Source organism: Frigoribacterium endophyticum (genome assembly GCF_011759585.1).
GTDB lineage: Bacteria > Actinomycetota > Actinomycetes > Actinomycetales > Microbacteriaceae > Frigoribacterium > Frigoribacterium endophyticum.
Genome location: NZ_JAAOYV010000003.1, coordinates 1 through 13,362, shown reverse-complemented (window position 1 = coordinate 13,362; position 13,362 = coordinate 1). Strand labels below are relative to the sequence as shown.

At 74.5% G+C, this 13,362-nt stretch carries 8 protein-coding genes; 3 read left to right on the top strand and 5 right to left on the bottom strand.

Features of this window, described 5'->3' with window-relative positions; genetic code table 11:
- Window positions 1-18: 18 nt before the first annotated feature.
- Window positions 19-591 (bottom strand): YdeI/OmpD-associated family protein, encoded by a 573-nt coding sequence (locus FHR77_RS14515; RefSeq protein WP_167261495.1) that lies wholly within the window; start codon window positions 589-591, stop codon window positions 19-21.
- A 482-nt stretch (window positions 592-1,073) separates the two neighbouring features.
- On the opposite strand from FHR77_RS14515, the gene FHR77_RS14510 reads away from it, so the two are divergent.
- Window positions 1,074-6,896, top strand: a complete 5,823-nt coding sequence (locus FHR77_RS14510; RefSeq protein WP_167261493.1) for a GH92 family glycosyl hydrolase — start codon at window positions 1,074-1,076, stop codon at window positions 6,894-6,896.
- Window positions 6,897-7,123: 227 nt separating this feature from the next.
- On the opposite strand, the gene FHR77_RS14505 is transcribed toward FHR77_RS14510, so the two are convergent.
- Both FHR77_RS14505 and FHR77_RS14500 read right to left on the bottom strand, forming a co-directional pair.
- Window positions 7,124-8,173, bottom strand: coding sequence for a LacI family DNA-binding transcriptional regulator (locus FHR77_RS14505; protein ID WP_167261491.1), 1,050 nt, complete (start codon window positions 8,171-8,173; stop codon window positions 7,124-7,126).
- A gap of 106 nt (window positions 8,174-8,279) precedes the next feature.
- Window positions 8,280-9,278 carry a hypothetical protein gene (locus tag FHR77_RS14500; RefSeq protein ID WP_167261489.1) on the bottom strand — a complete coding sequence of 333 codons (999 nt, stop codon included), beginning with the start codon at window positions 9,276-9,278 and terminating at the stop codon, window positions 8,280-8,282.
- A gap of 162 nt (window positions 9,279-9,440) precedes the next feature.
- On the opposite strand from FHR77_RS14500, the gene FHR77_RS14495 reads away from it, so the two are divergent.
- Window positions 9,441-10,748, top strand: coding sequence for an ATP-dependent DNA helicase (locus FHR77_RS14495; protein ID WP_167261487.1), 1,308 nt, complete (start codon window positions 9,441-9,443; stop codon window positions 10,746-10,748).
- A gap of 126 nt (window positions 10,749-10,874) precedes the next feature.
- Here FHR77_RS14495 and FHR77_RS14490 read toward each other — a convergent pair whose 3' ends face one another.
- Window positions 10,875-11,528 (bottom strand): biliverdin-producing heme oxygenase, encoded by a 654-nt coding sequence (locus tag FHR77_RS14490; protein WP_167261485.1) that lies wholly within the window; start codon window positions 11,526-11,528, stop codon window positions 10,875-10,877.
- 149 nt (window positions 11,529-11,677) lie between these two features.
- Complete coding sequence (locus tag FHR77_RS14485) at window positions 11,678-12,112, bottom strand: DUF4383 domain-containing protein (protein WP_167261483.1); 435 nt, start codon at window positions 12,110-12,112, stop codon at window positions 11,678-11,680.
- Between the two features lie 78 nt (window positions 12,113-12,190).
- On the opposite strand from FHR77_RS14485, the gene FHR77_RS14480 reads away from it, so the two are divergent.
- Window positions 12,191-13,099 (top strand): diacylglycerol/lipid kinase family protein, encoded by a 909-nt coding sequence (locus FHR77_RS14480; protein WP_167261481.1) that lies wholly within the window; start codon window positions 12,191-12,193, stop codon window positions 13,097-13,099.
- Window positions 13,100-13,362 lie beyond the last annotated feature (263 nt).

Genomic DNA, 13,362 nt, shown 5'->3' with positions numbered 1-13,362 from the left:
GGGCGCCGGGCGCCCGCGTCAGCGGTAGTGCTGCTCGCCGCGGGCGGCGGCGGCGACCACGTCGGCGACGCGCGCGGCACGGGTCTCGGGGCGCTTGAGGGCCGCGAGGCGGAAGTACGTGCGGAACCGCACGGTCTTCGTGAGCGTCGCCCAGTGCGCGGCGGCCGCGGGGTCGGCGTCGAGGGCGGCCTGGAGGTCGGGCGGGGCGACCGCGTCCTTCTGACGGTAGGCCGCCTCCCACCGGCCGTCGGCCACCGCGCGGTCGACCTCGGCCTGGCCCGCGGGGAGCATCCGGCCCTCCGCGACGAGGCGCGCGACGTGGTCGCGGTTGACCTGCGACCACGGGCTCGCACGGCGCCGCGGCTGGAAGGCCGTCAGCAGGAAGTCGTCGTCGACGCGCTGCGACTGGCCGTCGATCCAGCCGTGGCAGAGCGCGACGTCGAGGGCCTCCGACCAGGTCATGCCGACCCGGGCGGACGACTTCTTGCGCAGCAGGAGCCGGACGCCGTCGGGGTGGGCGACCGTCTCGAGGTAGTGCACCCACTGCGGCTCGGTGAGGTGCAGGGCGGGCTTGTCGGCGACGCTGACCATGGGGCGACGGTAGCGGGTGCGGCGCGGGACGAACCACGTACTCGCCTGCGAACCACGCCGCGGCGTGGTTCCGGTGCGAGGACGTGGTGCCTCGCGGGGCGACGCGGGCCGCGCGAGCCCGCTGCCGCGGCGGGACGACGCGATCTGGGGCCTCGGCGGTGGCGTGGGCCCAGAACGCGGCACCTCGGTGAGGCAGGTGGCCGCCGCCGGGCCGCGGCACGCGCCGCCGACCTTGACCACCACCCCCGGGCGGGGGTAGAAAGAACACGTGCATGACAACGCTGTCATCGATGACAGGCGTCGTCGTCGTGCTCGGCCGTACCAGCGGCCGGCGGCAGGCCCCCGGGCCGCCGCACCCCCGATCACGGGTCGACAGCAGGAGAGTGACGATGGCGTCAGGTCGTGTCCGCACGGACGAGCAGCAGCGCAGGGGCGCGAGCTGGAGACGGAGTTCCGCGAAGCAGCAGGCACGACGGGCGGGGGTGATCACCACCGCGATCGCCCTGGCCGTCACGGGCGCCCTCACCGGCGCCGGGCCCGCGGCCGCCGCACCGGGCGGCTCCGGCAGCTCCGGTGACGCCCGCGGCGGAGACGCCCGCGCCGCCGCGGTCGCGGGCAGCGACTGGCGGACGAGCTTCGAGGCCGCCGACGCGCAGCCGCTCGCCAGCACGCCCCTCACCGACGTCGACCCCGGGTCGGCCGCGGTCGCCCCGAGCGAGAACGTCTCCGGCTCGACCGGCCTGCCCGCCGGCAGCCTGCTCGGCCACGTGACCGAGGTCACCGCCACCGCCGAGAACGCCCCCGGCGAGGTCGCGATCAACCTCACCGACGGCAACGCGGCGAGCAAGTGGCTCGCCTTCGAGCGCACCGCCTCGATCACCTACCTGCTCGACTCGCCGCAGACCGCGGCCGAGTTCTCGCTCACCAGCGGCGGCGACGCCCCCACCCGCGACCCCCGCGACGTGACCCTCCAGGGCTCGGCCGACGGCGGAGCCACCTGGACGCCGATCACGACCCTCAGCGGCATCACCTTCGCGAGCCGCGGCGCCACGAACGAGTACGCCGTCACCACGCCCGGGGCGTACGACGCGTACCGCCTCGACATCACGGCCAACGCCGGCGCGGGGCTGACCCAGCTCGCGGACTGGAGCCTGGGCGACGGGACCGACACCGCGCCTCCGGCCGGCCCGATGGTGACCGTCGTCGGCACCGGCCCGGTCAGCGGCCCGAACATGAAGCCGGGCGCCGGCTTCAGCGGCACCCGCTCGCTGCGATACGCCGGCGAGCACGCGACCGACGGCCCCGCCCGTGCCACGAACGTGCTCTACGACGACCTCGACCTGCTCATCGGCGACGACACCGTCTTCTCGTACAAGGTCTTCCCCGAGCTCGGCGGCGACCTGCAGTACCCGGCCACCTACGCCGCCGTCGACCTGCAGCTCAGCGACGGCTCGCTCGTCAGCGCGGCCGACGGCGTCGTCGACGGCCAGGGCGGCGGCACCTCCGCCGCCGACCAGGGCGCCGCGAAGATCCTCTACGCCGACCAGTGGAACTCGGTGCAGGTGCCCCTGGGCGACCTGGCCGGCCAGACCGTCGAGCGCGTGCTGTTCACCTACGACAACGACGGCGGCACGGCCGACACGCGCTTCCAGGGCTGGGTCGACGACCTCGACCTCGACCCGGCGCCCGCCCGCGTCGACGGCAGCAGCCTCGTCGCGCACGTCGACACGCGTCGCGGCACCAACGCGACCGGCGGCTTCTCGCGGGGCAACAACGTCCCGGCGGCCACCGTGCCGAACGGCTTCAACTTCTGGACCCCGATGACGAACGCGTCGAGCCAGTCGTGGCTGTACGACTACGCCCGCGGCAACGACGCGCAGAACCTCCCCCGCCTGCAGGGCCTCGGCGTCTCGCACGAGCCGAGCCCGTGGATGGGCGACCGGAACCAGCTCGCGATCCTCCCCTCGACCACCGTCGCGGGTGCGGGAGGCGCGGGGGCGCCCGACGCCTCGCTCGCCACCCGGGCCCTCCAGTTCGACCACGGGGCCGAGGTCGCGCGACCGGACCTCTACAGCGTCGCCACCACGAGCGGCCTCGAGGCCGCCGTCACGCCGACCGACCACGGCGCCGTGCTGCGCTTCGCCTTCCCCGAGACCGCGGGCACCGACCCCGGCAGCACCACCCGGGCCGGCAGCGTCATCGTCGACCGCGTCGCCGGCAGCTCGGGCCTCACGGTCTCGGCCGACGGCCGCGTCAGCGGCTGGGTCGAGAACGGCTCCGGCCTCTCGACCGGCGCCAGCCGCATGTTCGTCTCCGGCACGTTCGACCGCACGCCCACCTCGGTCGGCACCGCGGCGGGCGACCGCGACGGCGCCCGCTACGCCTCCTTCGACGCCACGGCGCCGAGCGGCGACAGCCCCGCCGGCGTCGTCGAGCTGCGCCTCGCGACGTCGTTCATCTCGGCCGCGCAGGCGACGCGCAACCTCGACCTCGAGGTGACCGGCCGCAGCTTCGACGAGGTGCGCGGCGCCGCCGAGCAGCTCTGGAACGACCGCCTCGGCGTCATCACCGTCGAGGGGGCCCGCGACGACCAGCTGGCCACCCTCTACGGCAGCCTCTACCGCCTCAACATGTACCCGAACTCGCAGTTCGAGAACACCGGCACGGCCTCGGCGCCCGACTACCGCTACGCCAGCCCCGTCGCCCCGAAGGAGGGCGCGGCGACCGACACGACGACGAACGCGCAGGTGAAGGCCGGCAAGATCTACGTCAACAACGGCTTCTGGGACACCTACCGCACCGTCTGGCCCGCCTACTCGATGCTCTACCCGGAGGTCGCGAGCGAGCTCATGGACGGCTTCGTGCAGCAGTACCGCGACTCCGGCTGGATCGCGCGCTGGTCGAGCCCCGGCTACGCCGACCTCATGACCGGCACCAGCTCGGACGTCGCGTTCGCCGACTCCTACCTGAAGGGCGCCGTCAGCGGCGACCTCGCGCTCGAGGCCTACGACGCCGCGCTCAAGAACGCGTCGGTGCAGCCCACCGAGAGCGGCGTCGGCCGGAAGGGCCTCGACCAGTCGCTCTTCCTCGGCTACACGCCGGCGAGCACCGGCGAGAGCGTCTCGTGGGGCCTCGAGGGCAACATCAACGACTTCGGGCTCGGCCGGATGGCGGCGGCGCTCGCCGACGACCCGGCCACCCCGGAGGCGCGGCGTGCGCAGCTGAGGGAGGAGTCGGCCTGGCTGCTCGACCGGTCGCGCGACTACGTGGACCTGTTCGACCCCGCGGTCGGCTTCTTCCAGGCCCGGAACGCCGACGGCACCTTCGCCGAGTCGCCCGACACCTTCGACCCCGAGTCGTGGGGAGGCGCGTACACCGAGACGAACGGCTGGAACTTCGCCTTCCACGCCCCGTTCGACGTGGCCGGCCTGGCCGCGCTCTACGGCGGCTCGGACGGGCTCGACGCCAAGCTGGCCGAGTTCTACTCCACGCCGGAGGACGCCGACAAGCCCGGCGGGTACGGCGGCGTCATCCACGAGATGCTGGAGGCGCGCGACGTCCGGATCGGGCAGCTCGGCATGAGCAACCAGGTCTCGCACCACATCCCCTACGTCTCGGCGGCGAACGGTGACCCCGCGACCACGCAGCGCGTCGTCCGCGAGATCACGCAGCGGCTCTTCGTCGGCAGCGACATCGGCCAGGGCTACCCCGGCGACGAGGACAACGGCGAGATGTCGTCGTGGTACCTGTTCTCGGCGCTCGGCTTCTACCCGCTCGCCATGGGCACCGACTCGTACACGATCGGCTCGCCGCTGTTCGACGAGGCGACCATCCACCTCGGGTCGGGCCACGAGTTCACGGTGCGCGCCGAGGGCAACTCGAACGAGGCCGTGTACGTGCAGTCGGCCCGGCTGAACGGCGCGGCGATCGACACCGTCTCGCTCAGCCAGGACGACGTCGCGGCCGGCGGCGTGCTCGACCTGACGATGGGCACCCGGCCGAGCACGTGGGCGGCGCACGCCCCCGAGCCCGTCGAGGTGCCGGTGCCCCTCGTCGACGCGACGACGGCCGGCCAGGGCGTGCTGAGCTCGAGCGACGGGACGGTCGTCGACCGCCTCGCCGACGACTCGGCCCGCACCGCGGTCGCCTTCGACGCGCCCGACGCGGCGGTCACCTGGCGCTCGGCGTCGGGGCCGGTCACGGTCTCGCGCTACACGCTGACGAACGGCCCCGACGGCTCGGCGGCGCCGACCGGCTGGGCCCTCGAGGGCTCGACCGACGGCACCACCTGGCTGCCGCTCGACGAGCGCACCGCGCAGACGTTCCCGTCCGCGCTGCAGACCAGGCCGTTCACGGTCACCGACCCGCGGCCGTTCACCTGGTACCGCCTCACGGCCACCGGCACGACCGACGGGCGCGCGATGACGCTCTCCGAGCTCGAGCTGATGGCCGACACCACGGCACCCGCCGGGGAGTTCACGCTGACCGGCAAGCCGGGCCTGACGAGCGAGGCGGGGGCCGAGTTCTCGGGCTCCGTCGCGACCGTGACCCGCGCCTCCGGCGGGGCAGGAGGCGGCGGTGACGCCCCCGAGGGCCTCACCGCGACGGTCGACTGGCTCGACGGCGAGGGCCCGCAGGGCGCGGCCCTCACGCCCACCGCCCTCGGCGGCTGGGACGTCACGGCCCCGGCGCACGTGTTCGACGCGCCGGGCACCTACACGGCGATCGTCACGGCGACCGACGGCACCGAGTCGGCGTCGACCACGGCCGACGTCGTGGTGACCCGCACCGCCCCCTCGCTGGTCGGCGCCTTCGACAGCGTCTGCCTCGGCGAGCCGGGCCAGGCCGCGAACTGCGACTACCTGCAGAACGGGCTGAAGCGGCAGTCGCTCGCGGAGAAGGGCTTCGTGCAGGGCACGACCGTGGCCGTGCCCGGCACCGCGCTGACGTTCGACCTGCCGGCGATCCCGGCGGGCGAGCCCGACAACGCGACCGGCGCCGGCCAGGTGCTGCCGCTCGAGCTCGGCGACGACGTCACCCAGCTGTCGGTGATCGGCACGGCGAACGAGCGTGCCCAGCAGACGGTCGGCACGCTGACCTTCGACGACGGCTCGACGCAGCCGTTCCCGATCGAGTTCGGCGACTGGACGGCCGGGGTCACCGCCCCGGCGTTCGGCAACGTCGTCGTCGCGACCTCGGACGGCCGCACGAACGGGGCGAACGGCTCGGACGGAGCGGTGGCGGGCGTCTACGCCACGGCCCCGGTCACGCTGCCGACCGGCAAGACGGCGGTCTCGCTGACCCTGCCGGTGCAGACGGGCGACCCGCGGGCCGCCGGGCGGATCCACGTGTTCGCGCTGGCGACCGACGGCACGCGCCTCGCGCCCCCGGCCGACCTCGTGGTGACCGGGACGGCCGCGGGCCTCACGGGCACGGCGGGCGTCGAGGTCGCGGGCGAGCTCGCGACGGTGACGGGCGGCGTCGGCGACGCGGCCGACGGCGCCGTGACGGCGACCGTGAACTGGGGCGACGGCACGGCCGTCACCGCGGGCACGGTCGCGGGCGGGGTCGTCTCGGGAGCGCACACCTACGCGCTGCCGGGCACGTACACGGTGACGGTCACGGTCGACGACGGGCGGTCGAGCGCCTCGGCGACGACCACCGTCACGGTCGCGGCGGCGCCGGTCGAGCCGGAGGAGCCGGGCGACCCGGGTAACCCCGGCAACCCGGGCGACCCCGGCAACCCCGGGAACCCCGGCAACCCCGGCGACCCCGGGAACCCCGGCAACCCGGGCAACCCGGGCGACCCCGGCAACCCCGGCGGCCCCGGCGCCTGGACGCCCTCGCTGCGGGTGCTCGCCGACTCCGCCACCCGCGGCACGGTGGTGCCGGTCGAGGGCGCGGGCTTCGCGCCCGGCGAGACCGTCTCGCTGACGCTGTTCAGCGACCCGATCGCGCTCGGCACCCTCACCGCGGGCGCCGACGGCCTCGTCACCGGCTCGTTCACCGTGCCGGCCGGCGCGGCGACCGGCGCCCACGAGGTCGAGGCCCTGGGAGGCACGTCGCAGGCAGCCGTCCGCGTCGCCTTCTCGGTGGTCGACACGGCACCGTCCGCGACCGGCGTGGCCCCGCTGCGTCCTGGCTCGTACGACGGGTCGCTCGCCTACACGGGCGGCCGGCCTGGGTCGCCGGTCGACGGCGGGCTCGTCGCCGGCGTGCTGCTCGCCGCCGGGGCGCTCGCCCTGGCGATCGAGGCGGCGCGACGTCGGCGCCGCCACCTGCTGGCCGTCGGCGACGACGCCTAGCGGCCGGGGCGGCGGGCGAGTCCCGCCGCCCCGCTCACCCTGACCGCAGAGACCCCCGTGCCCGCACGGGGGTCTCTGCCGTTCCGCCGGGCCCGCGCCGGTCGCGGCCGCGACGAGGAACCACGTCCTCGCCGCCGAACCAGGCCGCGGCGTGGTGCGGCTGCGAGGACGTGGTTCGTCAGTGCGGCAGAGGGCAGCGGCGTGCGGCGGCGGGCAGCGGCGGCGCGTCAGCGCCAGCTGACGCCGGGCGCGACCTCGCCCGAGCCGCGCGGCACGAGCCGGGTCGGCACCACGACGCACCGCGGGGGCTCCCCCGCCGCGAGGGCGAGCCGCGCCGCCTGGCGCCCCATCTCGACGGTGTCGTGCGCGACGACCGTCACGCCGAGCACGTCGGCGAGGTCGAAGTCGTCGAAGCCGACGAGCGCCGGCGGCACCGCGAGGCCGCGCAGCGCCGAGAGCGTGCCCGTCGTGACGCGGTTGTTGCTCGCGAAGAGGGCGGTGGGAGGCTCGGGCAGCGCGAGCAGGTCGCTCACGCCCGAGCGGGCCGAGGCCGCGTCGTGCCGGTCCTCGCGCACCCACCGGCGCCAGTCGTCGACGCCCGCCGCGGTCATCGCCTCGCCGAAGCCGGTGAGGCGTTCGTGGTGCGTCGAGAGCCGCGAGAAGTCGCCGACGAAGCCGATCCGCCGGTGCCCGTGGGCGAGCAGGTGCTCGACGGCCGTGCGGGCTCCGACGACGCTGTCGAGCAGCACGGTGTCGGCCTCGAGCCCGACCGGCGGCCGGTCGACGAGCACGACGCGGACGCCGCGCTCCTGCACCGAGGCGAGCTCCGCGTGGGAGGCGCGGGTCGAGACCACGACGAGCGCCCGCACCTGGCGCGAGACGAGCTCGTCGACCAGCTCGCGCTCCCGCACCGGGTCCTCGTCGGTGCTGGCCACGACGAGCTGCATGCCGTGGCCCCGCAGCTCCTGCTCGATCCCGGACGCGATCGCCGCGTAGAACGGGTTGGCGAGGTCGCCGGTGACGAAGCCGACCACGCTGGAGCGGATGCCGCGGCGCAGCATGCTGGCCATGCTGTTCAGGCGGAAGCCGAGGGCGTCGGCGGCCTCGACCACGCGCCTCCTCGTCTCCTCCGCGACGTGCGGCTCGCCGTTCACGGCGCGCGACGCGGTCTTGAGGCTGACGCCGGCGCGGGCGGCGACGTCGACGAGCGTCACGGCTGCTCGGGGGGCCGCGGAGGCCCCCGTCAGCGCGCCAGCCTGCTCGTCGCCCGGGATCATCGGCACAGTATGGCAGCGCGGCCGATGCGGACCCGGGGCGTTCGCCGGGACCGGGGCGGGAGCCCTGCCGGGCGGCCGACCCGCGACTCCCCCCGGCCGCGGAGCGCTACTGGAAGGTGATCTGGTCGTCCGTGCCGATGGTCATCTGGTAGCTGACGGTGAACGGGACGTCCTCGTCGATCGTGTAGCGGCGGCCGTCGAAGAGCGACTGGGCCTCGACGACGAGGTGGGCGGTGCCGGGGGTCTCCTGCACGAGCCACTGGCTGGGCGTCGCCGACGGCACGACGGCGAGCTGCGGGTGCTCGACCATCGACCAGACGGGGTCGCTGGTGACGCGGTCGTCGACCTGGCGGCCGAACGGGCAGCCCGCGGGCAGCAGCACCGACTGCGTGACGCAGGTGTCGTCGAGCTGGTCGTCGAGCTGGCCCTGCAGCTCCTCCGCGAAGGAGGCGCGGGCCACGGTCGCCACGGTCGCCGACGAGGTCGAGCCCACGCCGAGCACGCTCGCCTCGACCGTCGGCGCCTCGAGCCAGGTGCTCTCGTGCGACAGCTCGAAGCGCGAGGGGGCGAGCACCGTGAAGCGCGTCGCGACGTCGCCGCCGGCGGTCGTGACGACGCGGCCGTCGACCGTGAAGCGGGGGTCGTGCTCGGGCGTCACGCTGAGGATGGCCGTCGGCGGCTGCGCGAAGCGCCAGGCCTGGAAGACGCCGAACCGCGTGCCCGCCCGGGTGAGCACGAACTGCGACTGCCCCTCGACGCCGTCGAGCGTGTAGCCGAGGGTGACCGTGCGCGTGCCGTCGCCGAGCGAGAGCTGCGAGACCTCGTGCACGTCGTCCAGGCCGCCGAGCGAGGGCACGTCGAGCAGGGAGTCCTCGAGCTCGTCGGTCTGCTCGACGCCCGCGAGGGTGAGGGCGCTCGAGGTGTCGCCGCGGTCGACGGCGTCGAGGTAGCCGCGCGCGAAGCCGGCGGCGCCGTAGAGGGTCGCGTTGAGCGCCGACACGGTCACGACGAACCCGATCACGACGAGGAGGGCGGCCCCGCCCCAGATCGCGACGAACGGCCACCGGCGCAGGGCGGGTCTCCTCTCCCCCACAGCAGAAGACATCTCCACAGCATAGGTCGGAGCAGGTCACGGCGAGCCGTGCCCGAGAGGAGTCGCGGGTAGATTGGGTGCTCCGGCCGCGGTCGCCGGGGCCGGTCGCCCCGGCCTCGCCGCGCCTCCCCCTCGCCCCTGATCAGCCTCGTGCCCCGGAAGGTCGTCCCGCCCGTGCCAGTCGCCCTCTCCGCCGAGCAGCAGGCCGTCTTCGACGCGATCGAGAACTCGCGCGAGAACGTCTTCGTGACGGGCCGCGCGGGCACCGGCAAGTCGACGCTGCTGAACCACCTGTCGTGGAACACCTCGAAGCAGATCGTCATCTGCGCGCCCACCGGGGTCGCGGCGCTGAACGTCGGCGGGCAGACGATCCACTCGCTCTTCCGCCTCTCGATCGGCCTGATCGCCGACCACGACATCGAGCAGAAGAGCGAGCTGCGCAAGCTGCTCAACACGATCGACACGCTCGTCATCGACGAGGTCTCGATGGTCAACGCCGACCTGATGGACGCGATCGACCGCTCGCTGCGCCAGGCGCGCCAGCGCCGCTCGGAGCCGTTCGGCGGCGTGCAGGTCGTGCTGTTCGGCGACCCGTACCAGCTGCCCCCGGTGCCGGGCGACCTGGAGGAGAAGTCGTACTTCCGCGACAACTACCGGTCGATGTGGTTCTTCGACGCGCACGTCTGGCAGGAGGCCTCGCTGCGCATCTACGAGCTGGCGTTCATCCACCGGCAGACGGCGGGCGACTTCAAGGAGATGCTGAACGCCGTGCGGCACGGGCGCGTGACGGCCGAGATCGCCGGGGCGCTGAACGCGGCCGGGGCGCGGCCCGCTCCGACCGACGGCTCGGCGATCACGCTCGCGACGCGCAACGACACCGTGACCCGCATCAACAAGGTCGAGCTCGAGCGGCTGCCCGGGCGCGTGCTGACGGCGCGCGCCGAGGTGAGCGGCGAGTTCGGCGGCCGGGCCTACCCCGCCGACGACGCGCTCGAGCTGAAGCCGGGGGCCCGCGTGATGTTCCTGCGCAACGACCCCGACCAGCGCTGGGTGAACGGCACGACCGGCACGGTGACGAAGGTGCGAGACACGGTCTTCGTCGAGGTCGACGGCGAGGAGCACGAGGTGCAGCCGGCGGTGTGGGAGAAGTTCGCGTACTCGTGGTCGGCGACGACGAAGCAGCTGAAGAAGGACGTCGTGGCGGAGTTCACGCAGTTCCCGCTGCGGCTGGCGTGGGCCGTGACGATCCACAAGTCGCAGGGCAAGACGTACGACAGCGCGGTCGTCGACCTCGGGTCGCGCGTGTTCAGCGCGGGGCAGACCTACGTCGCGCTGAGCCGCATCACGACCCTCGAGGGCCTCTACCTGACGCGGCCGCTGCGGCCGGCGGACATCATCGTCGACCTCGACGTGCGGCGCTTCATGAGCCAGTCGACGCGCGTGCCCGCGATCCGCGCCGCCGAGGACGCCGCGACCGCGTAGCGCGCCGCGCCCGCTCCCGCGCGGCGCCCCGCTCCCGCAGACACCCTCTTCTCGCACGGGAACCCCGCCGCGGCGGGGTTCGCGTGCGAGAACGGGGTTCGGGAGCGAGGAGAGGGCGCCGGCGCGCTACGCGGCGGCGGCGGCCTTCGCGGCGGCGAGCTCGACGAAGAGCTCCGTGCTGAAGCGGTAGGCGACCACGACCTCGTCGATCACGCGCTCGCGCTCGTCGGCGGTCCAGTCGACCGCGTCGAGCTGCTGACGGTAGGTGCCCTTGAACTCCTTCGGGCGGGCGATCTCGGCGAAGAGGAAGAACCCGACGCCGTTCGTCTCGAAGCCGAACTGGCGCTGCATCAGGGTGCGGATGATCTGGCAGCCCGACAGGTCGCCGAGGTAGCGCGTGTAGTGGTGCGCGATGAACCCGCCCACCCACGCGGAGGCGCTCTCGATGCGGGCCACGTACCGGGCCGTCACGGGCAGGGGCTCGATGCGGCGCCTCCACCCCTCGCCCAGCAGGAACTCGAGGTCGGCGCGGATGGCGGGCAGCCGCGTCAGCGCCGGCGACAGGAACGGCCGGGCCACGGGGTCGCCCGCCCACCGCTCGGCGACGCGCTCCAGCGCCTCGTAGACGAAGTGGTGCTGCGCGAGCATCTGCACGTAGTCGTCGCGGGTGCCGCGGCCGGTCATCAGGTCGGTCATGAACGAGCAGCCCGCGTCGACGCCGGAGGCGCTGGCCGAGGTGCGCTCACGGAGGGCCTGCGAGAAGGGGATGACGACGGACATCGCTCCCACCTCCGATCCGGTCGGCGACCCGGCACGAGGCCGGTTAGGTGAGCCTAACCATAGCCGGGGAGGCGCGGGTCGGCCAGGGCCGCGCCCTGGAGTCCGCCGTGAACGTGCGCCCTACCGGCGGCCCCGCCGGGAGCTGCGGCTCAGCGGCGGCGGCGACGCTCGGCGCCGACCGCGGTCAGCACGAGCAACGCGCCGGCGACGAGGTGCGTGATGTCGTCGCCGAGGTTGAGCGCGAGGTAGTTCGCCTCGGTGTCGCGCACCAGGAACCCGGCGACGCCGAAGACGACGAAGAGCGCGCCCACCGCGAGGTTGATCGAGCGGGCGGCGGCACGGCCCGAGGCGCCGGCGATGATGAGCGCGGCACCGGTCAGCACCCAGATGACGATCAGGGCGGGGTTGACGTTCCACGGCCCGAGGGGCGCGCCCTCGGTGCTGACGAACGAGCCCATGTCTTCTGCGAAGAAGCCGACGGCGCCGAGCAGCAGCACGACGGTGCCGATCGTCAGGGCCAGCGCGCGGTTCGGCGACTCGCGGATCGTGGGCTCGTAGGCGGCGGGCGTCGTCGTGGTCGTCATCCCTCGATCATGCCAGGTGGGCCGGGGGCCGCGCACGGCGCGGGGGCCTCCGGGAGGCGCGGTGCCATGATCAGGGGCATGCCCCCGCTCCGCCTCGTGGTCGCCGTCAACCCCTCCGCCTCGACCGGGCGCCGCCGGGGGGTCGGCGACGGGGTCGTCGCCGCCCTCCGCGACGCGGGCCACAGGGTGGCGCCCCTGCAGGAGGAGTCGCACGCGGCCCTCGTCGACGCCGTGCGTGGAGAGCTCGACCGGGGCGCCGACGCCCTGGTCGTCGTCGGCGGGGACGGCATGGTCGCCCTCGGCGTCGACCTCGTGGCCGGGACGCCGGTCGGGCTGGGGGTCGTGCCCACCGGCACCGGCAACGACATGGCCCGGGCCCTCGGGCTGCCCCACGACGACGTGGCGGCCGCCACGCGCCTCCTCGTCCACCGCCTCGAGCAGCCCGCGACCGTGATCGACGCCGGCCGGGTGACCTGCGGCGACGAGTCGACCTGGTTCGGCTGCATGCTCTCGGCCGGCTTCGACGCCGTCGTCAACGAGCGGGCGAACCGCCTGCGCTGGCCGAGGGGCCGTCGACGCTACGACCTGGCGCTCGCGCTCGAGCTGCTCGCGCTTCGCCACCTCTCGTACCGGCTGGAGATCGACGGCGTCGCGTCGGAGGTGCGGGGCACCCTGGTCAGCGTCGGCAACGGCCAGTCGTTCGGCGGCGGCGTGCGGGTGCTGCCGCACGCGCGGCTCGACGACGGGCTGCTCGACGTGCTCGTCGTCGAGCGGCTCACCCGGCTTCAGTTCGTGCGGCTGTTCGCGCGGGTCGCCGCCGGGACGCACCTCGACGACCCGCGGGTGCACGTCCACCGGGCCCGACGGGTGGTGATCGAGTCGGACGACGTCGTCGCCTACGCCGACGGCGAGCGGATCGGCGCGCTGCCCGTCACGGTCGAGGTCGCGCCCGGGGCGCTCCGGGTCTACGGCGGGCCCGGCCTCTGAGGCGGTGCCGGGTGCGGTGCGGACTGCCGCACCTGAGCGTCTCCTGAGAGCGACGAGCGGGACCAATCCGTGTCGGTCCCGGTGGCGAATCCCTTGCACCCCACCGGGAATCACAGAAAAGGACCTGATCATGAACGCCTTCACCCGCAAGCGCATCACCAAGGTCGGCCTCGGCCTCGTCGCCTCCGGCGCACTCGTCTTCTCGCTCGCCGCCTGCTCGATGGACGACACCTCGTCCGACGCCGGCTCGTCGAGCTCGTCGT

Excerpts from the sequence above, each read along its gene's own strand:
- FHR77_RS14480 (WP_167261481.1), top strand. The coding sequence starts at position 12,191 with ATGCCCCCGCTCCGCCTCGTGGTCGCCGTCAACCCCTCCGCCTCGACC.
- FHR77_RS14490 (WP_167261485.1), bottom strand. The coding sequence starts at position 11,528 with ATGTCCGTCGTCATCCCCTTCTCGCAGGCCCTCCGTGAGCGCACCTCG.
- FHR77_RS14500 (WP_167261489.1), bottom strand. The coding sequence starts at position 9,278 with ATGTCTTCTGCTGTGGGGGAGAGGAGACCCGCCCTGCGCCGGTGGCCG.
- FHR77_RS14515 (WP_167261495.1), bottom strand. The coding sequence starts at position 591 with ATGGTCAGCGTCGCCGACAAGCCCGCCCTGCACCTCACCGAGCCGCAG.
- FHR77_RS14485 (WP_167261483.1), bottom strand. The coding sequence starts at position 12,112 with ATGACGACCACGACGACGCCCGCCGCCTACGAGCCCACGATCCGCGAG.
- FHR77_RS14505 (WP_167261491.1), bottom strand. The coding sequence starts at position 8,173 with ATGATCCCGGGCGACGAGCAGGCTGGCGCGCTGACGGGGGCCTCCGCG.